General features: G+C 44.8%; 11 protein-coding genes. 2 read left to right on the forward strand and 9 right to left on the reverse strand.

Features of this window, described 5'->3' with window-relative positions:
* On the forward strand, nt 1-591 hold the full coding sequence (locus DKT75_RS05595) for a PqiC family protein (RefSeq protein WP_109822445.1): 591 nt from the start codon (nt 1-3) through the stop codon (nt 589-591).
* Nucleotides 592-610: 19 nt separating this feature from the next.
* Here the strand turns inward: DKT75_RS05595 and DKT75_RS05600 are convergent, their stop codons facing one another.
* The 7 genes from DKT75_RS05600 to DKT75_RS05630 all read right to left on the reverse strand — a co-directional run bounded on the left by DKT75_RS05600 (nt 611) and on the right by DKT75_RS05630 (nt 11583).
* Nucleotides 611-5602, reverse strand: coding sequence for an isopeptide-forming domain-containing fimbrial protein (locus tag DKT75_RS05600; RefSeq protein ID WP_109822446.1), 4992 nt, complete (start codon nt 5600-5602; stop codon nt 611-613).
* 52 nt (nt 5603-5654) lie between these two features.
* Nucleotides 5655-6740: a hypothetical protein gene (locus DKT75_RS05605; RefSeq protein ID WP_158278800.1), complete on the reverse strand. Its 1086-nt coding sequence runs from the start codon at nt 6738-6740 to the stop codon at nt 5655-5657.
* A gap of 51 nt (nt 6741-6791) precedes the next feature.
* Nucleotides 6792-7289: a DUF11 domain-containing protein gene (locus DKT75_RS05610; RefSeq protein ID WP_109822448.1), complete on the reverse strand. Its 498-nt coding sequence runs from the start codon at nt 7287-7289 to the stop codon at nt 6792-6794.
* A 31-nt stretch (nt 7290-7320) separates the two neighbouring features.
* Entirely contained in the window at nt 7321-8322 is a 1002-nt protein-coding gene (locus DKT75_RS05615) for a hypothetical protein (RefSeq protein WP_109822449.1), read from the reverse strand.
* Nucleotides 8323-8538: 216 nt separating this feature from the next.
* On the reverse strand, nt 8539-10023 hold the full coding sequence (locus tag DKT75_RS05620) for a PhnE/PtxC family ABC transporter permease (protein WP_109822450.1): 1485 nt from the start codon (nt 10021-10023) through the stop codon (nt 8539-8541).
* The gene (locus DKT75_RS05625) at nt 10016-10666 is read right to left on the reverse strand and encodes an ATP-binding cassette domain-containing protein (protein WP_158278801.1); all 651 of its coding nucleotides are present in this window, start codon (nt 10664-10666) and stop codon (nt 10016-10018) included. The genes DKT75_RS05620 and DKT75_RS05625 overlap by 8 nt, the downstream gene beginning before the upstream one ends.
* A 26-nt stretch (nt 10667-10692) precedes the next feature.
* Nucleotides 10693-11583 carry a putative selenate ABC transporter substrate-binding protein gene (locus tag DKT75_RS05630; protein ID WP_109822452.1) on the reverse strand — a complete coding sequence of 297 codons (891 nt, stop codon included), beginning with the start codon at nt 11581-11583 and terminating at the stop codon, nt 10693-10695.
* 51 nt (nt 11584-11634) lie between these two features.
* On the opposite strand from DKT75_RS05630, the gene DKT75_RS05635 reads away from it, so the two are divergent.
* Entirely contained in the window at nt 11635-11829 is a 195-nt protein-coding gene (locus DKT75_RS05635; RefSeq protein ID WP_109822453.1) for a hypothetical protein, read from the forward strand.
* Between the two features lie 12 nt (nt 11830-11841).
* Here the strand turns inward: DKT75_RS05635 and DKT75_RS05640 are convergent, their stop codons facing one another.
* Nucleotides 11842-17022, reverse strand: coding sequence for an SdrD B-like domain-containing protein (locus DKT75_RS05640; RefSeq protein ID WP_158278802.1), 5181 nt, complete (start codon nt 17020-17022; stop codon nt 11842-11844).
* 183 nt (nt 17023-17205) lie between these two features.
* A complete protein-coding gene (locus tag DKT75_RS05645) occupies nt 17206-26925 on the reverse strand; it encodes a GEVED domain-containing protein (RefSeq protein WP_109822455.1) in 9720 nt (3239 codons plus the stop codon).
* Nucleotides 26926-26955: the final 30 nt, after the last annotated feature.

Raw genomic sequence — 26955 nt, forward strand, 5'->3', positions numbered from 1 at the left:
ATGACATCGTTAAAACTATTACCTCTACTGCTGGCTTCTACGCTCACACTAAGTGCTTGTAGTAGTTTAATTGGTGGAGATGAGACACGATTTTACTCCCTAAAAGCGGTTGCACTGAGTAGCGCTGAGAAAGCCCCTCAAGCAAACCCAAACTTACGCATTGGTATTGGCCCTGTTTCATTGACGAGGTTATTACGTCGCCCACAAATCGTTACGCGCAAGTCGGGTACTGAGATTGCGATGGCAGAAGAGCACCAATGGGGCGGGATACTCAAAGAAGATTTAACCATCGTTATGGCTGATAACTTTGCGGGGCTATTAGGTACTGAAAATATTGAGCAGTACCCTTGGAAGTTAGACTTCAAACCTAAGTACCATGTACGGATTGATATTGAACAATTGGATGGGCAATTAGGCGGCCAAGTCACGCTAAAAGCACGCTGGCGTTTAATGAGAGGTCGTGAAGAAATACGTGTTGTGAATAGCGTGCTCAGCGCCCCAGTGAAGGGCAAAGATTACAATGCTTATGTCGCCGCACAAAGTGATGTGCTTTACCAACTGAGCAAACTTATTGTTAAAGAGATGCGCTAAGCTCATCTCTTTATTTCTATTACTTCACACCCAATTTATGTAACAACGACTGGTCCAGCATATAGGTGAAACTAATGTATGGACCTTTGTGCGTGTAGTTCGCGTTAGCAAAATCGTCATCGTCAAAGCCATCAAAGTTATAACCCAACTCAAGCCGCGTATTATCAACCGGTGAGAAACCGAGCGAAACACCTGCGTAGTGACTCATCGTATTTGAGTCATGGTGATTCAAATAACCGACCTGTGCACCTGCATCCCAACTTTCACTAATGTCATAACGTATCGCACCTTGTAGCGTGTCTGTGACACCCCAGCTCTTATCTGTTTCAGACTGTGTCAGCTTAATACCGTGGTGGATACTAAACTCAAAGTCTTCCCAAATTAGGCGGTTATAGTGAAGATTGTTAATCAGCTTACGCGTGGTGCTTGTCACACCCGAATCAACCGACTTCTCATCGCTATAGCTAAGCTCATTAAGCAGCGTGAAGTCCCAATCTTTTGAGCGAAGCGCAAAGTTGAAACCAAACTCAATCTCACTGTCTTTATTACCATCAGTCTGTTTGTTGTCAATCCAACGGAACGTCTTAGACACCGCATAATGGTCATCTTGCTTACGCACAGCGTTATATTGCACAGACTTACGATCAGTCGTTTCACTGTCACGATACTCAACACGACCCGCAAAACTCCACTCGTCATTTGTCCAACCTGTGCCTAGCGAGATTGCATAGTAGTCATCTGTTGCGATTGTTAGCTCTGGGTCCACTGATGAGTAGTACTCCAAATCTAACGTTCTAGCTTTGTCAAAACCTACATCAAAGAACAAATTATCATTCACTTTCCAGTGCTGGCTTAAACCCAGTACTGCGTAATGCCTTGTTTTAGCATCCGTATCACCGTCTAACTTTTCTTGAACCACATTAGTACTAACGTTACCGCCATCCCAAGGTGTCATTTTTAAGCCGATACGCGTGTTATTGCCGTCAGAGGTACCGTTTTGAGAGTACTCTTGCTCAGCGAATAAGCTCACTTTTTCGTTTAGCTTATAGTCCGCACCTAATTTGATACGGTCAGGATTACTCTCTGACAACTCATCATCAAGTGACTTTTCTAAGCTTGTGTAAACCGATGCTTTACTGTTTTTAAAGGACTTACTCGCACCTGCTAATAAGCTCTTTGTACGCTCATCAACACCGTTATTGTCTTCTTTAATATGACGGTAACCGAGAGATACATTGCCATTTTCAAGCTTCTTGTTCCACTCAACGGTTGAGCGCAAACGGGTGTCTCTGTCCTCTAAGTCCAATAACTCGCTCACTTCCAATACCAACGATTGATCGTCAGTAATGTTGTAACGAGTACTCGCACCAATCTTACGTTCTCCAGCCGACGTATCCGACTGCTGATCTAGCCCAAACGCTTCATCTTGCTGCTGCGCATACACACTTGTCTGCCATTTATCTTTACGATACTCCGCTTCTGCGCGCCATGCATTAGCGTCCTCTTCCGTCTTTGAACGAGCGACTTCAGCGTTAAAGATTAAGTGCTTAGTTGCTTTAAACTCACCGTCTAATGCGATCAACTTGTCATCACTACCTTCTTGTAGATAGCTTAAACCAAGTTCGATTTTCTTATCTTTGCTGATATAACCAACACGTCCACCAGCCACTAATTCCTTATCACCCGTCTCATCTTCTGACTCGTAGTCAGCAACGATGTACATTGGGTTAAACTCATCGTCTGAGCTTGAAATTGGGAACTTAAAGAACAAGCTTCCATCTTCATAATCAATGTCGTAGTCCGTATAACGCTGCAACGATCGAGTGCTGACAACATCTTCAGGGTTGTCTATATCACGCACCTCTATCGAGATGCTTTCACTGTTAGATACTGGATCACGCGTTAGGTAGTACATACCTGACGTACCATCCCCACGAATGTCATCACGCTGATATTGTAGGCTCGTCTCACTAGCGAAAGCATTGTATTGGTAAGTGTCACCTTCATAAGATGCTTTCAAACCATGTAAAGTACGCTCGTAACGACCCAACTCTGTACGATCTAAATTGGTATCGTAATCACCAAACAAGGCAAAGAACTGCTGTTTCTCAAGTTTAAGGAACAACTTACTGCTACTCGGTGCCTGGTATTGTTGTGTCTGCTCGTCACCATAAAGTGTGTACCAAGCATCAGGATCTACCACACCATTTAACTGATCGCCTACTTCGCCATCTTCTTTATTGCTGTCATAAGCCACCGTTAATAGGTAGTCACCTTTGACGCGGCCTTTAGCAAAGAAACTGACTTCGCCTTCAGTGTAACGACCTTTCTCTTGATCAAGGTCAGACAAGGTCTGCATATTACCAGACAGTGTTTTGTAACCCAGTGTACCTTTGGCAAAACCAACCATTATCCAGTCACGCAACTCAGGTTGTAGCCATGCTCGAACACGACCATCTTCGTCATCACTCAGAGGCATATCAATAATGACTTCACCAGAGCGAGAGCTTGGTTCTAACTCGATTCTCACCAAGCCATCGTCACTGACAACATATTCATAGTTACCGTCTTTTGAGCTGTTTAACTCAGCAACTGCGCGGTCATCTTCAGACGTTTTATCCACTACCGTCCAGTGATCGTTACCCAAGCTAAAGAAACCGTGAGTACCGGGACGCGGTGTAAAGCCATCCTCATCTTCTAAGCGAATAGCGATAACAGGTCTGCTCTTACCATTCGCCACCAAGCTCGACTCTTCACGAACCAGCGTTGCTTTAATGCTCTTCTCAGTGAAGTGGATATGGTGAGAGGTACGCTTTAATTCTTTACCTGAACTATTCAATAAAATAGCCGTTAAAGTATTATTCTTTTGCTTAAGATCAACACCCTTCCAGCTCTTGATAGTGAATGTCTTTTCTTTATTTGTGTCAGTACCCTCCAAGTTAAGCGCACTCACTTCAGTCTCGTTGAGTAAGACTTTTATGCGCTGCTTGCTTGGGTACTTAACCGCAATTTTGATCGATGAAATAGAAGGTACATGACCTTCTGGTGGCCATAGTATTTCTAGCTCTGCTTTACTGTCGTTAGCAAACTTAGACTCAAAAATCGCAGTCGTGTACGTCGGTAACAGCTTTTCGATTTTCGCGATTTTCTTAGTTACAACAACGTTACGACCATTCTCTTTTGATGGTGCAATACGGAAGTCTGCTCGCCAAATATTACCTGACTGCATTTGCATAATACGTGCGTATGGCTTACCCGCATTTTGAGCAATCATTTTGCAAGGTTCAACAACCATGCCCTTAGGCAATGAGGTTTCATCTAGCTGAATAACGTGCGTACCCAAAGTAACGCCTTCCAAGTGCCAACGGCCTCGTGCATCGGTTAACACCGAGCGACCATTATCAAGATACAGCGAGACATTTTTTACAGGCTGTTGCTTAGTCGTATCTTCACAGCTTCCCGTGAATACACGTCCAATCAGAATACTTTTATCACGCATCAACTCATCAACAATCTCTACCGCTGCACGCGCAACATTAGAGGAAGCATCGTTGCTAATACCTTGTACGGTATTGATCGCTTCTCCTGAGACAGCACCTGCACCAATAATGGCTCGGTAGCTAATAGTCACTTCTTCACTAGCAGCAAGGTCACCTAGCGCGATGCTTAGGTTACGTCCATCGACCGTAATGTCGCTCTCTTCAACCGCGTCACCATTACTAAACTCAGCAGAGCCCGTCTGGTAACGGAAACCCACTGGCAATGTATCTTTTAAATAGGCACTGTTTAACTCATAAAGTACGTCATTATTTTGCGCAACCAGTGTGTAAGTCACCTCATCACCAATTGAAACAGTACTTTCGTCGACCGTTTTTTGTACGCTGAAACGTCCCTCAAAAGGATCAAGTGGAATATTTAGTTGTACCGCGCCCAACTCATCAACAATAATAAACGCTTCACCGCGAGAACCTGTCGTTACTTGACCCGATATATCGCCTAGCTGAGTAATTTGTGTCTGACTTTGTTGCGAAGGAAAACGATAGCCAACAGGTGGTGTCACTTCGAATTGATAACTACCGCTGAATACACGTGGGAAGCTGAATTCGCCATGTCCCATTGGAATGCTACGTGCAGACTGCGACAACACAACAGGCGAACCTGACACAACTGTATCTGGCCACTCGTCTGAGTCACCACTGTAAACACGTGCACCTTGGCCGCTTGAAGTATTAACGAGCCTAATGACTGCGCCATTAATTGGCTCACCGGTAATACTGTCGAAGACTAGATTGCTAGGATCAATGATACCTAAAGTATTGACGGTATCGGTACTGTCAGCAACGTCAGTATAGATTGCCCCGATTCGACTAAGCGTCTCGACACTTAGTTCACCGTTAAAGGAAGTAATGTTAGTCGACGCAACCATTGGCACAACACCAATAAAAACGCCACTACCCGGCTCACTTTCTGTCAGCAATAAGGTTTCTGTATCACCCGTGTTATCAATTTGTAGATCAATCGTTATCGTCTCTTGCACAGAACCATCTAAGTTTTGATCAAAATCTTCCACACGAATAATTAAAGACTCTCCAGCACTGAAGCTGAAAGTCTGAATAATATTTGTAGAGCCTTGAACACTCGTCTCAACGTCAGTCCAGTTAGTACCAGAGCTGTCAGTAGGACTGAATGAAGTGTTAGGTATATTGGTGCTATCACCACCCTCAAAAATAGAGAAAAACTCGATTTTTGCAGGCGTTCTTGCACTAGTTGTTAAAGAAACACTCGCTTCTTTTTCAATAGGAGAACCGCTACCAACGGTGTAACTCACCGAAACTGTATTGGTCAATGTTGTTTCAGGCTCAGTTGCCGCGTGAGCAGGCAGAGCTATAGTTCCAGCAAAAGCTAAAACAATCAGCAGGGGGAGCCAAAGGCTAGCCATGGCAGTAATGCTTTGGCTAGCTCGAGAACAAAGACCACCCAGCGCCGCTTGTACTTTTTGTAATAAGCGCATGGTTCGTTACCCGTCAGGTAGGGTTATGTCAGGAAAGTAATTCTGTTATGTATTACAGAATTTCAACTTGGAAAGTCACTTTCACTTCACCTGGAGCAGCAATTGTTCCAGCAGGTACCGTGATACCCGTTACTGTTACCGTGTCAGATGCATAAGTATTGACAGTTCCTGTCGCACCAACGACAGCGATAGATGAAGCAACAAATGCCACTTCACCATCAACAACAGCCGTCAATAAATCCGATGCTGTAACGCCTGTAGCCTCGCTATCAGAAGTATTCTGAATAGTGATTGTATACTCGATGATTGCACCAGGAATACGCTTAGGATTAACCGTTAGATTTAATGGGTCAGAAATAACCGCTGAAGTTTTCAGAACACTCAGCATTGGCGCATCAATCTCAAATGTCTGAATCGCACTATGCATCGCGTTACGGTCAGATGTATCCGTCGTTGTTGCAGCATCATCATCCGCTAGCACAACATCAATCGCATCTTCAGTATCAGCAGCCGCTGTTTCTACCATGATATCTCCAGCCGCATCGACTGCAGTTGCAAGGACATCAATTGTAGATGTGTGACCATCATCAACATCTGGACGGTTAGGCATAGAACATATCACTTCGATCAATGCTGTCTCATCAATACCTAGAGATACAATAGGAGCATCTGCTAAATTATGAGGACCTGTTAACGCTGTTGCAGGCACAGTCGTTGGTGTAATCGTGTATTGGCAAACTTCAGCCGCTTGCGGAGTAGCAGTTGCTGGAGCAGTACCAGCGTCAAACTCATCAGTAGTAAGGTGAGTCACTCCGATTTCGAAATCCTGCGCCAAGTTACCTTCATTCGTCAGTGTATAACTTAGCTTGTTACCCGTTGTTGAACGAGCAGAGCTAGGTCCAACAAGGATGTTAGTTGCGCTGTCGCCAGTCACATTCAAATCAACCTTGTTATCCACTGTGAAGTCAGCAACATCACTAACGATGTCAGACTGAGCCGCACCACCTACTGAGTAGCTAAGCGTTGCAGTATTCTCTACCACTGTTCCCGCTTCTGTACCGCCAGCAAAGCTGACTTGAGAGCCTAGTAAAACCGCTAGGCTAAATGAAATTTTTAAAATGTTATTATTGATGTTCATGGGGTTACCTTTACTCATTATTTTTTTTATATATTTGGGGGAGTTAAAAACTTATAGCAACTGCGCTTGAAAACTCACAGCCTTAGCTTCCGTTGGCTGGAGTGAACGGCGATACTCCCAACGAATATTTGTATAGTCTGACGCTTCTGCTGCACGAACCGTACCGTCTTTAAGTTTAACTTTCAAAGACTGCACACTACCCCAGCTAACGCCGTTATCAACTGAGTAAGTAATAACGCTGTTCTCACCCGTAGCTGTGCCACTTAGAAAACGCGTATTGTTTGGAATAGGATTACTAATAACTATTTTGTCAGAGGCTTTGTCGCCATTATTCTTAAACGTTGTCGTATATAAAATACGGTCGCCTGGAACAATTTCATCAGCAGCAACTGCTTTAAACTGTGACTTCCCATTAGCATCTACAACAGCCACCAACTCTTGAACATCTGAACTTAGTTCAATTGGCGGTGCTGCGGCCTGAGATACACTCATCGTTGATAAAAAGGCTGCTAAAGCACTTACATGGATAATTTTTTTGATTATTTTCATAACATTGTCTTCTATTAAAGTATTATTTTTATTATTCAATAATATACGTCAAGGTATATTCATGTACTGATGGTGCACTTATCGTTTCCGAAGAAAAGAAAGCTGTATTTAACAGATAGTCAAAATTAGCATTGTCACTATCTGAGTCGTCACTTAAATCGTTTCCGTTCATTTTCAATGAATTATTCTTGTAAGTCATTGATTCTGGAACAGCATCCTCAATAACGAAGTCATTTACAACACCACTACCACTGGCAACCACTCTGATCTGGTAAGTAACTTCCGAGCCTGGCATCGACAATTCGCCGCCATAAGGATCTTCAACACTGACTATCGTTTTGGCTACATCTAACTTAACCGTCGACACCGTGTAATGACTCGAATCTTGGTGTGTCGCATTGTCTTGAGCGATCACCGCTTCAATCCCATTATTGCCACCAGACACCAAGCTTTCGCCCACTTTTTTAGTATTCGCACCTACCGTTGCTGCGGTTGAAATCAAAGCAACATCACTTTGAGCCTCATCTTCAACCTCTGCAGGTATGTCACTAACGACATAAATAACTTCAGACTGATCGGGTGATAACGGTAAACCACCGCTACTTGGTAAATACAAAGTATCGTCTGACTGCCAACCTGCAACACCATTACTTTCAACCCAAAGGCCAGTGACCGTGGGTGTGAATTGCTCTTGCAGTCCAGCTTGAGTCGTTAACAAGAACGGCTCATCGCCATTGCCTGTATTTGTTAGCTGATAACTCAGTACCGCATTGGTCGCAGGCGTTGCCGTACCAATACCCTGAGGCTCTAACGCCGTCACATTGGTTTGAATCAACTCAGACACAGTAAACGCATGAGAGGCATTTTCAACATATCGCCCTTCAGGATCACTACCCACTTGGTAGCTCACTTCTACTTGATTCAATACAACTGTTCCTGCAGGTGTACCTGCAGCCCACACATTTGCCGTCATACTCAATAATGAGATGACAAGGACAAACCGTAGTCGTTGTAAAGTGTCGTAAGTCTTCATTGTAAACGTTGTTATTTTTATTAATTTATTACAAACAATATTACAACAGTGAACTGTAGTGCGCTGAACTTATAGACTACTGGCACACATCAAAAAGAATGCGTCCTAAAATAAATGATATGAGTGCTTTTTTCTCGGTTGAGACGACAAACCTGAACACCCGCTTTCTAAAAGCTCCTATTTATTGACACAAAAACATCAAGGTTAAGCAACCCTTCATCGGATACTCAGGTCAGTTTTGACTCTCAACCAAAATCTGACTCGACGAGAGACCATGTCGATAGCTAAATTTAGCAGTGCCGTAATAATAATTAACACCACCGCACGATCAATTCGAATCTCCTGAATCGCACTGTCAATGTAGAAGCCCAGCGTCGCCACACCCAAGATACCTAAGATCGCGGTTTCTCTAACAATCACTTCCCAACGATAGAATAAAAACGCCAAAAACTGCCCGTAAACACGCGGTAACACTTCATAGTTATAGCGGTTTAAACCAAAGCTCGCATCTTGCCGCATCACCAATTCATCGCTATAACGACCGACTAAGTGCCCTATGATCGCACCGTTATGCAAAGCCAGCGCAACAATGGCAGGAAGCATCGATGGCCCCCACATTAACAACAAAATATAAGCCAACAAGTACTCTGGCGTTGAGCGCATGATCACCAAAAAGAAGTGACCTACCGAGCGTGGAAAACGCCCAAAAAACTGCTTAGACACGAGAGGAAATAACAACAACGTACAAATAGCCGAAGCGACCAATGCAATCTGACTCAGCACTAGGGTATTCATAATCCCCGGCAATGCCTGTGTCATCAACAGGTCGCTCAACCATTGCCAGAAGCTAGCCAGAGACTCACCGTTTCGTATCGGCGCTGGGACAATGTCATGAGTGAAGAATCGACTGATATTCGTCATCGACAACTCAGTATCATTATTCACAATAAAGACTGAGGCGATCAAATAAAGGGGTAATAAACTAGGTCGCAACCAATAACGCATCGTCGCGATGAGCACATAAAACAGAATGAGCAACACCCAAACCTGACCGTACAACCCTTCCATAAACGACGTGCTTAAACTAAAACCAAGTGTGGGCAAACCAATGAAACCTAGAATCGCACTTGAGCGTAAACCACACTCCATGCGGTAAGCGGTATATGTTTTAAAGTGCTGATATAAGTCAGGTACTCGCGCATAGAAAAAGCTAGAGATATTACCTGTGCCATGAGCCAAAACATTTAATGCGCTCAGGTCGCCCTCTTCTAATATTTCAGCATAAATCTTAGCAAAGGTGGCGGTATACGGAATCGCTAATGCCAGTAAACCCGTCAACGGGTGCAAGCCAAAGAACTGCAAAAAGATCAACGCCCAAAATATTTCGTGCACCGAGCGCAGCAACGCGCACATGATACGCACCCATCGCCAATGAAATATTAACGCCAATGATAAGCCACAGACACTACCCAACGTGACGCCTAACAAGGCGAACGCAACAGTCTGCAATAAAGTAAAGCCAAGGTCGTCAAGTCCAACGGTGGATAAGTTGAGCAGACCAGAGAATAAGCGCCCCAGTTCAGTCCAAGGGTCGTAGGTCGTAATGCGTATGTCGGCAAACAATAAACACACGGCTGCAATAGCTACAAAACACCAGCTAAGTGTCCAACGCCGAGAGTGCTGAAAGCTAGGCTTAGTCACAGTAAAGCCGTGTTAGGTCGGCTGCAGATAGGTGCTCACTTGGCTCATCTAAAACAATTCGTCCACGGTGTAAACCAATCACTCTCGTACAATGTGACAAGGCTAATTGGGTATCATGTAGGGCAAACAAGGTTGTTGAAAAGTCTGTGGATAACATCTGTAAAAGTCTCCCAGCTTGCAGTTCATCTACCGCTGAAACCGGCTCATCAGCCAGTAACAACTCCCCGCCTTGGTACAGACTACGCGCCACGGCTGTACGTTGACGTTGGCCGCCAGACAGCTGTTTTACGACGTCAAAACACTTATCTTGGAGTTCGACTTTTTCTAGAATGGCATTAACTTCTTCAACACGTGACTTGAAAGGACGTATCAAATTAAGCAGGTTATAAAACCAAGAGTGTGCGCGAAGTCGCCCCATATACACATTATGGTAAACAGACAGACTTTCAACTAAACCTTCGTCTTGAGGAACAAGCGCGGTTATCTTAGGTAAGGTCTCGTAGATAAGCTTTAGCAGTGTCGATTTACCCGAACCACTACGCCCTATCAGAGCAATTTTTTCGCCTTTTTGAATCGTTAAATTAATGTCATGCAGAGCTACGTTACCTTGGTAACGCACCTCCGCATTGACTAACGACAGCAAAGGTTGAGTTTGCGTGTCGATAACGATCAGTCCACTAGACCCAATTCTTTTGCCGTATTTAAGATCGGCGCGAAGTCTTCATTCGTTGCAGCAATGAAGCTCTTACGAGGGAATGATGCTAGTAGCTTAGGATCATCCATTGCTAGTAGTGCTTGCTTTACTTTCTCAGTGAAACCTTCGCCCCACTTAGCATCAACATCACCACGAATAGTCCACTGGTAGTCCGGGTAAGCTGGTGTTTTCCAGATAGCAGATACTTTAGACGTATCAACTTTCTTTTCTTCAACCATCTTGTCCCATACTTTGAAGTTAACCGCGCCCACTTCGTACGCGCCGCTTTCTACTAATGTAACAGTACGAGAGTGGTTACCACTGAAGCCAACTGTCTTGAAGATTTCTTCAGGACCTTTACCCATGTTTTCACGGATGTTGAATTCAGGCATTAGACGACCTGAAGTAGAGCCCTTAGAACCAAACGTAAAAGTCTTACCTTCGATACCTTTTGGGAAGTCTTCTGACACTTTCAGACCAGTGCTGTGATGAGCGATGATGTAGCTGTGGAAGTTTGGATCTTCTTCACCCTGAGCAATCGCTTGAGCACCTGGTACAAGCAAACGAGCTTTAACACCTGACAGTCCACCGAACCACGCTAGTTGTACTTGGTCGTTACGGAAGCTTGTAACAGCAGCTGCGTAAGACTTAACAGGAACATATTTAACTGGCACTTCTAGCGTCTTTGACAAGTAGTCAGCCACTATACCAAAACGTGCTTTTAGAGCAGACTCATCCTGATCAGGAATTGCAGAGAAAACTAATGTCTTAGTTTCTTCAGCTTGTAGAGGGGTAACGATAACCGCTGACGCGATCGCGATGCTTACAACAGTGCGGTTAAATAGCGCACGAATTGATGTATACATAATATTTATCAGTTCCAGATTTGTCGTATGACTTAAAAAAGAGTGCATTCTGTGGCAAAAGAAACTTTTGCACAAGCAACACAACCTTACATAAACATTAAATCAATATCTTTCCCAGCTCTGAAACAAAAGAAAACCTCGTTTCTCTTAGATAAATTTAATTGGCCAGCATTGAGCATCTGTACTGGCCAAGCGATGGAAAATACAGCAACACGGAAGATGCTGCTGCATAATATCCAAATCTAGCTAGATAATTAGTTACTTATCTAAAACTACTTGATAACTGACTTGTCCGCTTGCACCGCCTGACAAACTTCCTGTCATTTTCCAATCGACTGCACTGCCACTAACAGTCGGCAAACACGTCATACCTGCTGGTGTGCTATCACAGTTAGCTGTTCCTACATCATAAGTAGTGTAAGCAGGCACTGAGTCGTTGACGACTAAGTCAGTAATAGGCCCTGTACCCTTATTTCTATAGGTGATTCGATACTTTAAGATATCACCAGGACTAGCATCATTACTCGACTCTGTTGCTGCAGTGTTTTTCGTAATATTTTGTACACTCTTCCTCAGCTCTAACGATGAAGAGACACCACTGGTATCCGTTGTAGGTAACGTCGACTGACCCGCAGTAGTAACATCAATAGCCGTTAACATTTGACTGCCACCACCACTATTATCAGAGAAGTTCGCGGTGATAGTGACACGGTGACGGTCTTGAGCGGCGACATTATTAGGTGCATACACTTTATTGATAATACAAATCTTATCACCCGCATTAACACCTAAATTAAACTCACCTAATACCACGTCGGCCTCTGTACCGTTTAAAGTACCGCTACAGTCAGTGTCTCGATAAAGTAAGTTAGACCAGCCTTGAGTCACATTGAGGTCACTATCGTGACTAAACACAACTGTTCCTGCGGTAGGCGTAGTAAATGTATGCGCATAAAAGATTACATTACCAGGCTGCACAGTCCCCGTATGATTTGGCTCTAAAACCGTACTCTGGATATCCGCAAAGTTAATACCAGTATATGTCGTAGCCGCACTCAAGGTGAAGGTCGTTGTGTCATTCGCTAGCGAGTAAGTTCCTCCTGTTGTACCCACTTCACCACCAATACTGACATAGCCACTTGCATTGCTTTCTGTCACAACCACTGTCGTTGCCGTTGCCGGAACATGCAACGTATAGCTACCATCAGTATTCGTTGTTGTCGTATCGTAAACCGTACCTGCGCCATCACTTGCGGTCATGGTGACACCACCAATACCAGGCTCATCACCTTCTTGTGATTGGTTACCGGACGTACCACCATTTAAACCATTGTCATGGAATACTGTCCCACTTACCGAAATACCCGCGAAGTCACCAAAGTCTTGGCGAGTAAGGTCAGTTTGATAAACAGTTATATTACGAGTGTTAGGTGTCGTTGAAATATGTTCATCTGGATCACCAGCCGCTGGTGGGCATGTTGCACTACCGAATGGTGTATCTGATGCATCGGACTCTATTAACTGATAACTCCCTGGAATCACATCTTCAAACTGATAGAAACCATTAGCATCTGTATCAAGACTTACACATCGTTCATTACCCTCATCATAAGGTGCGCCGTATAAAACGACCGTTACATTAGGAATACCTAATTCACTGTTTTCACGGATACCATTTTTATTACTATCGCTCCACACCGTTCCTGAAACGTTATATGTAGCTGGGTTTATACCCACATCAAGCGTGAAGTTTGAAAAGTCATCAAGAGTACTATCCGTTAAATTGGCCGTATTATCTGCCGTTGGCTCATGACCAGTTGGCACGCCTCCACCCGCAGTAGCAGCATCAGCACTCAGTGTAATCACACCACTTCGAATGCCATTGACAACCGATGTACCTACGGTGTAAGCATGCTGATCAACTGACTCATTTTCTTCTGTGTTAGGGTCAGTACTAGGTGTAGCAGGCGTCCAGTTCGCCATGGTTTTACCCAACTGAAACTCACTTGCAGGTATTTCAACGTAAAAGTCGCCCGTATCAACCTTTTGAAATAAGTAGCGGCCATTTTGCTCTGCACCTAAAGTCGTCGATTGAACAAGAGTCCCATCACTTTTGTACAAATTAACTACCGTGCCATTCGGTGCTGGGTAATCAATGGACGCATCATACTTACCATCGCCATCGACATCCGCAAACACCAAGTCACCCAATGAATAAGACGCCACTTGGACAGAAGCATAGCCTGATTGTAGAAACTGGTCAGCCGGTAAGCTGGCAGAATCAAACGTGAAAAAGTTAGTATATATATCACTGGGATAATTTATCGTCGATGTATCAACGTCTGTAGGGTCACCTGCTTGCAGGGTCACTGTCGCAATAACACCCTGTTTAACATCACCATTTTTAGCTAGGTCATAATTCGATATAAATTTGATGGCTGTCACACCTGCAAAGTCAGCCGGACAACCTGCTGTACCGAAGTCAGATTCTAAACACCAGTTGGATACATTGTTATCTGGATTAACAATAATCCCACTCGGTGTATCACTTGTGTAGTACCAAGTACCTAAAGCCAACTCACCAGAAGCAGGAGTGCTCCCATCAAGCCAAGAAACTGGTGGCTCCCCTATCAAACTATAAGAACCACTAAAGCTAGATGCAGGAACATTGTCATCACCACTATAAGGTAGCCGATCAATAATTACTGGTTTATCAATTTCAACAAGGTCTGAGAAGTTTGACCACTTTAACGTATAAACCTGATCATCATTACGATCATCCAACGCCGCATCGACTGTTTTAGTCACCTTCACATCACCCACCTGTAACAAACTAATGGTGTGAGTGTCATGTCGGAGTGACTGAGTAGTAAAGACGTCATCAGCCTGCACCAAAGACTCCAATATAACCGATGTACCGTCTGCTGCTAAAGCATCTGTATCTGTACAAAACACACGTGGATCAATGCTACTGTTAGCTGTGACCGTACCCAAATTCCAAACTAAACGGGTATAGCCACTTTCAGTATTTCCATCAATATCGGTGTTGTACTGAATCAGGTTGGGCGGTGTTGCACCACTTTGAGATGCTGTACATGTAGAGTTATAGCTAGCTTCTGGCGGCAATACGCTAAATATTTGTAAGTTTTCTGCGTCGACAGATGTTTCCAACTCTGTCAGCAAAGTAGTATTTACTTGCCAAACAACCTCATTCCCAGCAAGTGTACTCGCCGTACTTCCTGAGCTTGCCTCTGGTGATAAACTAAACGAGTCTAGCGCCAAACGCGCACGACTCATACTTATACGGTCACCACGGCTACTCGTATTTTCAGGTGAGGGTTCATAGTTTTGAGTGAGCCAACTGTCCCAAAGCTCATCAGATCGAGCTGTTGCAAAGTTCGCCATAACCGTGCCAGGAGGAATGATATCGCCATCATGAGGCCCCCCATTAAAGTTTTGACGCACCATTAATGGTACAACGAATGTAATATATTGTGTCGGAGTCATTCCTTCATTTGCGGCTATAGATGCATCTGATTGTCGAAGCCTAACTGCATTAATACTATCAATACCACCAGGCACTAAAGAAGCATCCGAATACCAACCGCTACTAGCACTACTATCGTCACAAACTGCTGCTTTCTGATTAGACCAATCACCTTCATAACGACCAGTGTCAGTATTGAAGTCAAAGCTACCATCATTATTATTATCAAGCGGGTCATCACCAGATACATTAATATAGGCGTACTCGACAATCATGTCATCAATAGAGACACTGCCCGTTGTCGTATTACGAGTACCTAGATATGCGTATGTACCCGCAGAGCCATTAGTATTACTTCGATCTGTTAACTGGTAGGTCGTATTATCAAATACATCACACATACCAATATTCGTCAGGGCCAGTGTGCCATTATTACGAAATAAGATCCTAGTCGCCGCTGAAGAGCCATTTTCAAGTTCGGCATCACCCGCACCGGCGCTACTACTCGCCCAAGTAATACCATTAATAGCATTATCGTTAATTGTCTTCGCCATGTACTTCGTAAAACTACCTGAAGCAGTAATCTCAAATAACGTTGAGCCCAACTGATTATTACTTCGCTCACCATCAATCAACTCACCGTTATAACCTGGTTCAAAACCATCACCGAAGTTACTAGTATTAGAGTCACTGGTTGGATCAAAATCAGTTAACAAACTGGTCAACCACAATGCTCCATTGAAGTCATCATCAACGCCATCGGCTGCATCAATTGTCCGCATCGGAATAAATACTCTCATGCGGTGATCTGTCGCATAATAAGGGCCTGCAGATAAGTCATTTCCACGGGTATCCTCAGTTGGCCAATGCGTCCCTGAAAGATCTGCGCCCGTTATCGTAAAGTCATACTGTGGAGAAGTAGCGTCACTCGCGTCTGTACGAGAGAAAGTACAATCTCCTGAGTCTGTCACCGATGCGTTTCCACCACCGCTACCATAAACCAGCCCAGTGAAGCCAGCCGTATTTGGTTCACAGCTGATGACATGAAATTCTGGGGAATAACTTGTCCCCGTCGCACTCTCAATGGTCGCTGAAAAAACACTACTAAATGTTAGTGGTTCAGTAATCGACTCAATACCTGTTGTACGAGTGGCTGCAACACGTATCCATGTACTCGCGTAAAAACCTAGCTCGGTACCCTGCCCAACATCTGCATATCCAGTACCATCATTACGCCATGTGCTCGTTGTCGTTGTCGACTGTAGCAAGTCCCACGCTGGCGCAGCTGAAATAATTACAGGTGTACTATCTTCATAAGTATTTACCGTTGAGGTAGCGCTACCATCGGTGTTTGCCGTGGAATAGATACGTTGAGTGGTTGTGTAACTTGAACCGTTAGCAGACAAACCACTTGGCTGAATAGGAATACTTAAAAACTTAGCCTGCCCTTCACTCAGCCCACCAAGGTTACACGTCATCGTTATACTGCGATCACTATTAATCACAATGGTTGACGCTGGGTCATCCCCACCACCGCCAAGCTCTGAACAAGCAATAGGTAAAGAGTTAAAAGCAATCTCAGCATCAGTTGAAGGATGGGCTGTAAGTTCAAGTACTACATTTTCTATGACGTTTTCACCAACGGGAATACTGGGGTCACCACCGTTTGCAGAGATCGAAAATAAATGAGTCGAAACATCCTGAGTTCGCACCACATAGTTAGCATCGCCACAATCGGCACCAGCAATTTGCGTGTCAGTGTCTGTTGGGCAAGCGACCAAATCACCTGAAGCATCTTCAACCGCCGTTCCAAAAGGGCTGGTGCCATCTAAAAGACCCTGACCAAAGGGACCAAACTCTAGTGAAGGAATGTCGGCATAGCTTGCTGGAACCATAAAAAAACACAGCACAACGGCACGTGTGCTTACACCTATAAATTTTCTTATAAGCATCGAATAGACGCCACTAATAATTAAAGAGTTACATCGCTGCATTATCTATTCTCGCTTATATATATATATCTATGTGTACTAAAATAGCAGTCATTTTCATGCGCTAAAATCACGCATAACTACCTAATAGGTGCCTACCTCTTATTTATACACATAATCCATTTACGTAAACTTAATCGCTCATTAGTTTTCTACCATTACCTCATAACTCACGCTACCAGAAGCACCACCGTTTAAAGAGCCAACGAAGATCCAATTAACCGCAGCTGAACTGGATGCAGGCGTACACGTCAGGCTGGCTGGCGTGTTTTCGCAAGTCGCACTCGCCAATATTAAATCGGTGTATACAGGCACACTATCATTCACTTTCAAGTCAGTAATCGAGCCAATACCCGTGTTTCGGTAGTAAATGCGATATCGTAAAACATCACCCGGTTTGGCTTGGTTTAAAGAGCTTGTTTCCAACGCACCCTCAATCAAACCTTGTGCGATCACTTCGGACATATTTTCTACCGTTTTGGTAAGCTCTAATCGTGATGCGCCTATCGCAGGTATTGTGGGCGTTGGTAACGGCGTCGCAGCTTGTCCTGTAATTGTTAAGTCAGAAACACTCAACGTCGTACTTGGTAACATACCACCCGCATAATTGAAGGTAGCAGTTGTCTCTACCGTATAACGATCTTGTGCAGGAGCATTCGCTGGCGCATAAACTTTATCAATGATGCATAGTTGTCCGCCCGCTCCAACACCTAAGTTCATACCAGTTATTGGCGTATTTCCCTCAGTACCGTTCAATGACCCGTCACAGTTCGTATCTCGATATAACAAGTGTGACCAACCTGTAGCATTATTACCGCTTTCATCTGTACTAAAGACCACAGTACCCTCAGCTTGTGTTGTAAACACATGTGAATAAAAAATAACGTTGCCAGGTAACACTTCACTTTGATGATCAGGTTCAAAAGTAATGCCAACACCAGTATTAACACCGGTAGTGCTGGTTGCGCCTGCTACTTCACCAAAGTCTTGGTCGACAATATTACTACCCGCAACGGTCACGGTAAGTATGTCTGCAGTTGTTGACTGATAACCCACTGGGTTGTTCGCAGATGCTGTTGCGCAGCTTTGTGGTACGGGTGTGGTTTCACCGTGTGCTTGGTAGATTTCGTAACTGCCATTATCCACATCCACAAAGGTGTAATGACCACTACCCCCAGTATTCACACTTCGGCAAACACCTGTGCTGGTATTACGAATCACCACCACTGTTCCGCTAATGCCGGATTCTCCACCATCTTCTGCCGCGTTGCTGTTGGCATCGATGTAGACACGACCGCTAAGGTTTGCACCGGCAGAAACAATCGTCAGCGCGTAATCCTCCACCTCACCGTCTAATTTGCTACCATCTGATTCGCGATTATTCAGTGAATCAGTGGTTAAACGTAGACGTAAGTAACTGTCACCCGCCTGAATATCAATAGGGATGTTCGACCATTTCAGCGTTATGTCAGCATTGTTGCTACCCGCTGGTACACTGCGGATTGCTGCTTCATCAGCATCGAAACTACCGTTACCATCAAAGTCGATCCAAGCGACTAAATTAGCAGCTAGCAGCGTGTCATTATTAGCGCTGACAGTGACTTGATAGATACGATCAGCAGCTGTCAGGGTCGGTAATGCACTAACGCCGTCTTCATCTGTACCGTCGCCATCAGCACTACTAGAAGGCTGTCCATCACTGTCGTTATCAGGTGCTGTTGAACCAAGGTAGACGCCATTAATAGTACCGTGCTGTGGGCCACCACTGGCTAGTAACGTACTATACTGATCTGGAGCATCACCATAGTCCTGAGGAATACAGCTAACAAAGCCGACATTGGCCGCTCCTGCATAAGTTTGGTAGGCCACTGTCAGCGTTTTAAGTCCTGTTACTGGAAAAACATAGGCCTCTTGATCATTATTAGGACCATTTGAAAGTGTACTAATACGCTGTAATGTGCTGTCCCATGAGCCAAATAAGCTTGGACTATTTGCATTTGAATTTAAAGGGTTTGCCGTTTCCCAAAGGCTAGGGATAGGCAATGATCCTAAGTTATTATTGGAAAAAACCATCGACTCATCCGTCGCATCAATGTCTCTAACCACCATATAGGTGTTAGCTGGCAGCGCGTCACTAAAAACGATATTAGCAATGGTGGAGCCGGTTCCACTGAGATCATCAGGGTAGTTTACTCCGATGCCTATTCCCCGTGATCCAAACGCACTGATAAATGTCGTGTCAGTAAACGTTTTAGGGGAACCTACCCATTTGCGATTAGTGCCTGTCATCGTTGTACTGAAATTAACAGTGGCACTAAGCCCTCGTGCTGACCAGTCAATGAGCCAGTTAGGGTCTGGGTAGGCCGCCTGCCCAGTGGTATCCATCCAGCTAGTAACACCCACACAAGCACCTGGCGCAGCACTTGGTGTTTGGATAGTCACAGGGTAGTCTTCTACCTCCCCATCTGACGCGACACCTGTAGCCGTAGAAGCTTCGTCTGAATCTGAGGCAATTCGTAGACGCGCATAGGTATTACCGTCACTTAAGCCTGACAAACCTATCCAGTTTAGCGTCACGTTCCCATTGACGTTACAAGTAGTTGGATAGTCGGTATTTCGCTCACCCGTATCAAACACACCATTTTTGTTAAAGTCCACCCAACCCGCTACAAACGCGCCTTGGTCACTACAATCTACTCGTAAGCGGTAGCTAGATTGTGTTGTCCAGATGGCAGGAACAATGTCGTATGCGTCTTCATCATCTTTACCATCAAGGTCATCACCCGTGCCGTCACTGCCGCTGTTGACCGCATTCTGTGATTGACTATCACTATCAGGTGCAACACTACCTAAGTAGACAGTTGGTGTGTCTGGGACAGCGTGAGAAGCATCTAAATATGAGGCTGGCGCATCACCATAGTCTCTCGCTAATGGTATAGCCGTTGAGCATACAATACCTTCCCAATCACCAGTGATAATACTACGTGTGCCACTAGCGGTTCCCGTGGCAAGGTCAACATTAGACAAAGTACTAGCATTGGTGCCGCCGACATTTGCCGAGACAATAACTAGGTCGCCATTCGTATCAAACGACATACCCTCAATATCATAATAAGCTGAAACAGGTGCACTACCACTTGTGTAAGCAACGCCACTTAAATTGTTGGGAGCTAGCACTGCTTGAGGCGTACTGAGAGACAGATCGACAGCAAATAAGTGACCGGCGTTTGTTGTCGCACTATTCACATGAGTGCTCACCACACCATAAAGCATATTGGGCGCACTCTCATAAAAGGTTAGCGCTTCAATGGTTGCTTTTGTGCCGGCGTTAACCAAAACATCATAAGGCGATAAATCTATCACCATATAATCTTCACCTGCAAAAGCGCCGCTAATAACATTACCCGTGGTGGTGCTCATCTTAAATAAGTAGGCATCACTATCACTGATATTATTACTAGGTTGTGTTGAATAAGCCGCGACCCATACTTCATTCGTACCCGGTCGGTGAGCAATAGCACGCGAGCCTGCTATATCTAAGGTGCCATAGACGCTGTGAGAGAGGCTACCGACAGCGCTTGTTGTGATATCTGAGAAGGAGCCTATACTAAAGTCGATGTTACCCAATACCAAAGTATCGTTTCTATCGCCATTCAATGCATAAAACACACCGTTAGCGACATCTGCGGTTAGCCCCTCAACAGTACCGTCTGATACACCCCAAGGGCCAACCTTAAACAGAGTACTTGGATTCATATGATCTGAGATTGTATAGAACGAATCTGGATCAGCATTCACACCCGTATTCTGGTGATGAGTCAGTAAGCATCGCCCACCGTCGCCTGGGCCTGTGACTGGCGGTATTGGCCAACTAGGGCCAGCAGCAATCGTCAATGCATAGTCCTCTACCTCACCATTAAGAGAAGGCGTTGTACTGTCCAGCCCGATCTCAGTTGACCAGCGGAAGCGTGCAACCGTTTGCGATGACACCGCGGTGACTGGCGGTGTTACGCTGATAGTAATGATGCCATCACCTGCGTTTGCACCTGTACCTATATCTTGTAAATCGATGGCTATCTGCTCACTTGCATCAAATACGTTATTACCATCAAAGTCGATCCAGGCTTGTAAGTAGGCATCCCCAGTACTCTCTTCAGAAATCGCCACATCTATAGTGGTGGTCAGGCCTTGAGTAAGTGTTGGGAGTACCACGCCATCATCGGCATCGCCATCAGCATCGGCTGTTGCCAAAGCAGCGGCCTCGGCAGTAATTCCGGCACCCATCCGTAATGTGGAGAAGGCGTTGTGATAGGTATCCAAGTAACCTGCCGCATCTGAATAATCATAACGGTCACAGCCAACATTGCTGAAAGAAGAAACATTTACCCTGAAACCAGCGCGTCCAGACCCACCGGTGCCACGAAGCTCCATTCCTTGGGTCCATTTCAAGCTTGTTCTATTGACTAATTTGAGCAGGATAGCTTGGCTTGGCAAATTATCTGCATCAATGGTGCCATCAAAGCGATCAACAGTACCGTCACTAGAAACAGAAACTGTACTGTCAGAGGTGAGCGTGTAACCGTCATAGTCCGCTCTATTAACAAGGATACTTTCTAATCGCTGAGTGCTAGCTAAGTCAATATCAAGAAATTCAACTTCTGTGCTAATAGCAATAGGTGTCCCATCACTTGATCGTGTGAAGGTCCACTGAATTTCGGCAAATGATTCATTAGGCGTTGGCTGACTTATAGACGTCAAAATAGTTCGAGCAATCTTTGGCGTAGTTAAATCAACGGTATCGAAATCAGTCCCACCGGCGAGAGATAGAACTTCAACATTGATATCAACGTCTTCACCTAAGTAATTGATGGCTGCTGGATAGGTCCATGTACGACCGGTGCCAGCACCTATATCATTGATAATAGAAGTGAAGTTTATATCCACATACCCTAGTGGGTTTGCATCGCAGGATGCAATAACCGGCGGCTCACTAGAAATAGTAACCGCGTAATCCTCAACCTCACCATCACTTGCGCTACCATCTGGCGTAGTAGCCGTCACATTTGAATCAGTAGTCAGACGGAAACGCGCAAAACTTGTACCTGCCGCCATTGTGCTTTGGCCTGTCCAGATAAGGTCGGTTGCTAGTGCCCCGCTATTAACTAACGCACTGGTATATTCCGTACTTGAAAAGACACCATCACCATCAAAATCAATCCAAGCATGTAACGTACCCGTTCCCGAGCTCGTTACATTCGCAGCCGGTATCGTGTAGTTAGTATCACCCGCACTCAGTACTGGAAAGAGTGATATACCGTCGTCATCACTGCCATCACCATCTGCATTGGTACTCGCGATAGATACATATTCTTGGTCAACGTTAGCGCCTAAATACAAACTTGGACTCTCACCATGCTTTGCTATGCCGTAACTCGTACCCACTACTGGCGCATCAGAATAGTCGCCTTTTTCTACCAAACATTGCTCTTCAGAAAAACTGCTTAGGCCTGCGCCGTCAAAGTTAAAACCACTATTATTGGACGTTGCGTCATAAGTAATGACCACTGAGCTTTTATTGATGAATACAAACTCGACAATGTCACCAACATCTCCACTGTTGTTTATAGGCTGAGATGACACCGTAATATTGGAACCATCGTTACTCGCACTTAAGTTCGTCGGGTTATTGGTTACAACCGCTGCTATCTCCGTAGTTGCTGAAATCAGTCTTTCGTTTTGATCGATATCAGTAGTGCGCATTCTCACATTCAAACTAATCGGTGTGGTGGTTCCCGCTTCCATAAAGCGGTAAGTCACGGTTTTATCGTTAGTCGTATTAAATGCAAACTTCCGCCCGCTAATGCGAGGGAAAGTCAGGTTAGTATTGACTGGCGCACTGTCAAAAGAGGCATGAACGTCAATATAGGTATTATTCAAAATACCCGCATTAGGCAACACATAGTCAGTCTGTAACGTATCTGCAGGACTGACTGAGTTAAATTCTAGTGCTGTAAATGTAAGACCCGCAGTAGCCAGACATTGTGGTCCTGACATGGTTGTATCGATAAGTAACGGAATGGCTGCAATGGTTAATGCATAATCTTCGATCTCACCATCACTGGCGTTAGTATTTGCATCCGTTGCTGACAATGGGTCGGTAGTCACACGGAATCGTGCATAGGTATCACCCGCTGTCACGGTGCTTAAACCGGTCCAATTTAGATCGCTTGCAAGCACACCTGAGGTGATTGAGGTCGTTGCGTACTCTGTATTACCAAACGCACCATCGCCATTAAAGTCGATCCACGCATGTAGCGTTCCAGTACCTGCTGCCGTTATGTCTGAGGCAAGTACGGTATAGCTCGTATCACCTGCTGTTATCGTGGCAAACGCTGCGACGCCCTCTTCATCATCTGGCGTTGCACCGCTGGTGTCATCGCCGTCTGCGCCAACACCTGCATCGCCACCATCACGACTACCTGACTCAGCATCTGCCTTTGCAGTACCTAAGAAAAGTGTTTCGTCTCTAGGGATGTCATGGCTAGTTTCGCCGTAGCTTGAAGTCGGTGCGTCAGAATAATCTTGGCAAACACTCATGCTGACATGGAAGTCATCCCAATAAACCGCGCTGGCATTATTTGCATCGTAAAACAGCACTCGGAATTTATAACTAGTGTTTGGTTTTAGATAGATGGGTTTGTCGGTTGCTTCGTCTATCCATTCATATCCACCTGAAGCGGGAACAACGGAGTAATCAGACAGTAGCGTTGTTGCGGTGGCAAAGTTATCTTCTGACAACAGCAACGAGATTTTGTAGTTTTCTACATAGTTGTGTGAGGCAAACGCGAAGCCATTAAATAGCTGTGCTAGATTCATTATTGACTGAGTAACGAACTCATATTCAATGTAATCACCATTACTAAATGCACCATCAGCGTCTGCTTGATCAACACCTGACAAATGAATAACCGTTTGTTTGTCACTGTCAAATCCGTAAGTCATACCATAACCAACTGTTTGAATATTGGCGGCAGACATTACGGAGCTATCGAACTGATTATTGGGCCAGTTGCCGCTGGTGTGGTCGGCTAACAAAGTATTTGTTGGTGTGTTGTATGTCCATGCAACACGATAGTCCGTAAAGTTGGTATCTGTGGTTACTGCTGAACAGTACTTCACTGATGTATCTAGTGATGGGAAGCCCGGCCCAGCCACTGATACGCTGTAGTCTTCTACTTCACCATCAGTCGCCAACCCACTTGGGTTAAGCGCGACTACACTCACATCAGTCGTTAATCGGAAACGTGCGAAGGTTGTCCCCGCATCTCCCATAGTGCTTTGCCCTGACCAGCTCAGGTCGCTAGCAAGCGCTCCACTCGCCACACTGACGCTGGCATGTTCAGTGCTTTCAAAACTACCATCACCATTAAAATCAATCCATGCGTGAAGCGTACCAGTGCCTGATGCTGTTACATTAGCTGCTGGAATGCTGTAGCTAGCATCGCCAGCTGTTAAAGCAGAGAATGCTGAAACACCATCGTCATCATTAGTACCGTCAGTGTCATCACCATCAGCCATTGCGGTAGGCTGATTTGCAGCTTCCACATCGGGCGCACTTGCACCTAGAAACAAGCTGTTACCAACAGTATGACTAGCAGCACCATAATTGTTAGTGCCACTACCGTTAGGTGAGGTACCACTAATAGGTGCATCACCATAATCAGTCGTTGGTGCTACAACGGCAACTTCACAGATTTGGCTATATTCGACACCATCAACATACATCTCGCTATTGCCATTACGACTAAAGCGAATGTATTGCGCACCACCCGTTGGGATTGTGATGGAAATATGTTCAAGTGATTGGTCACTTACTGTAGGCGTGATAGTGCCACTATCGCCATAGGTATCAATGAGTGTATAGGTACTATCATCTAATGAAGTATAGATTTCCAGTACGCTTTGATTGCCATTACGTCCAATAGAGACTGTAATCGTAGCGTTTTGTGGTACTAATTCAGCTAAACCTAAGTCAATTGAGCCACCACTGTTATAAATTTTTACAGCGGGATTATCAGTCCAAACATTTGAACCATTACTCGCAAGCTCACCTATTGCTCTTTCTGGGCCATCCGAATTATTAGAGCGAATTACACTTGAGGCATTGCCTGTTTGGCTCAAAAGACTGTATCCAGCAGGGCACGATAACACTGGTGCTACATAAACAGCATTGGTAAAGGTACAGATTACATTCTCATCTTTAGCAATGGTGATTCCATCACTAGGGTCTGTATCAACAGCACCCGTACAAGCAAGACCCGTTTGGACATAACCCGAAGGGCCATTAGATTCAACCAAATTGTAAGTGCCAGTAAAGACAGTGGCATTAGTAACGCTGGTACTACCTTCAGCACCTGAAATGCCTGTCGTCGGACCATCAACCGCAGAAAGAGTCCATTCAGTATCCGCCGCTGAACCATCAGTAACGTCTTTCAACAGCGTTAGTGTGCCCGTTTCGCAAGCAGATTCGACCAGTTTAACGTTATCTAGTTTTGCTTCACCTGATCCAGTAAAGCTAGTACTGGAGTATCCACCGATTGTGCACCATGATCTCTGTGTTTGTGGATTACAGTCGTTATTTACATCTTGCCCAAAGTGACCATAATTAACAAAACTAATCGTTGATAATGTACTAGTAGCTTTAAACTCGATCGCATAATCTATCGCATAGTCAGCTTCATTCCCATTTTGTGGAATAGCAGGAATCTTAAAGTGAGCACTACCTGCGGGTGTATCCACACGCATAATTCCCTCAAGATACTCCTGTGAAGAGCTAGCTTCTGGAATTGAGGTGAAGTATAGACGATAGGTTTTTCCTACTTCACTTGGGAAGCTTCGAGATAAAACGAGCGGATCTGGACCCCAATCCGCTTCATACTCTGTTGTGCCTAAGTTTATATCATCCGGGTCAGAACGTAGCTCTATTGCATTAATGGTTGTGGTCAGCCGATTATTTGCATCGAAACTAAACCCTGAACCAAGGTTTGATGGCGTGTCGATACGACGCACCATGCCATTACCGAGGTAAATGACTGAGCCATACCCCGAAAGATTGTTTACTATAGCGTAGGTATCTTCACCACCACCGGTTAGTGTCCAGTTTCTTATGGATTGAAAACCTGTGCGATTAGGCGCAATACTTGTCCATTCAGGAATATCATTAAAATCATCTTCGAAGACAGTCGCCTGACATTCAAGCGGTGATACGTCAGGGATAACGGTGACACTGGGGCTTTCAGAAGGAATAGGGAAGGCAATACCAATGACATGGTCTTCAACTTCACCTGCACCCGTGGCATCTGTCAAACGTAAACGAATGTACGTTGACCCATTTTCAATACCAGGTAGGCTCGACCATGTTACATCGACTGTTCCAGAAGTCCCATTAGGCACATTAACCGTTGTCAGCTCGTCATTATCAAACGTGCCACTGTGGTCAAAGTCAATCCAAGCTTCTAGTGTTGCGGCGCTACCTGACGTGTTATTGACGGTTACAGGTACTATGTAACTACTGGCTGTTTCGACTAGTAATGGGAATCTTGCAAAATAATTCGTACCCGTAAAATCAGAGGGTCTAGCATCTTCTTCAACACCGTCGTTTGTTGCTAGGTTTCCAGGTTGCCCAGCTGCTTCAGAGTCAGGTTGGGTAGTACCAAGGTAAATATTTGCATTAATAACGGTTGGAGCATCGCCGTAGCTAGCAGGTGCGTCACCAAAGTCGTCAGCAAGTGCTTGTGCCGAAAATACAACGCACAATAGAAGAGAAATAAGTACATGCCAGATACGTTTGAAGGATCCCTTCATTGTTTTTAACCTTATTTTTATAGATTATTG

It is taken from the genome of Leucothrix arctica (assembly GCF_003172895.1).
In the GTDB taxonomy this organism is placed as follows: Bacteria; Pseudomonadota; Gammaproteobacteria; order Thiotrichales; family Thiotrichaceae; genus Leucothrix; species Leucothrix arctica.

Excerpts from the sequence above, each read along its gene's own strand:
- DKT75_RS05595 (WP_109822445.1), top strand. The coding sequence starts at position 1 with ATGACATCGTTAAAACTATTACCTCTACTGCTGGCTTCTACGCTCACA.
- DKT75_RS05600 (WP_109822446.1), bottom strand. The coding sequence starts at position 5,602 with ATGCGCTTATTACAAAAAGTACAAGCGGCGCTGGGTGGTCTTTGTTCT.
- DKT75_RS05605 (WP_158278800.1), bottom strand. The coding sequence starts at position 6,740 with ATGAACATCAATAATAACATTTTAAAAATTTCATTTAGCCTAGCGGTT.
- DKT75_RS05610 (WP_109822448.1), bottom strand. The coding sequence starts at position 7,289 with ATGAAAATAATCAAAAAAATTATCCATGTAAGTGCTTTAGCAGCCTTT.
- DKT75_RS05615 (WP_109822449.1), bottom strand. The coding sequence starts at position 8,322 with ATGAAGACTTACGACACTTTACAACGACTACGGTTTGTCCTTGTCATC.
- DKT75_RS05630 (WP_109822452.1), bottom strand. The coding sequence starts at position 11,583 with ATGTATACATCAATTCGTGCGCTATTTAACCGCACTGTTGTAAGCATC.
- DKT75_RS05640 (WP_158278802.1), bottom strand. The coding sequence starts at position 17,022 with ATGCTTATAAGAAAATTTATAGGTGTAAGCACACGTGCCGTTGTGCTG.
- DKT75_RS05645 (WP_109822455.1), bottom strand. The coding sequence starts at position 26,925 with ATGAAGGGATCCTTCAAACGTATCTGGCATGTACTTATTTCTCTTCTA.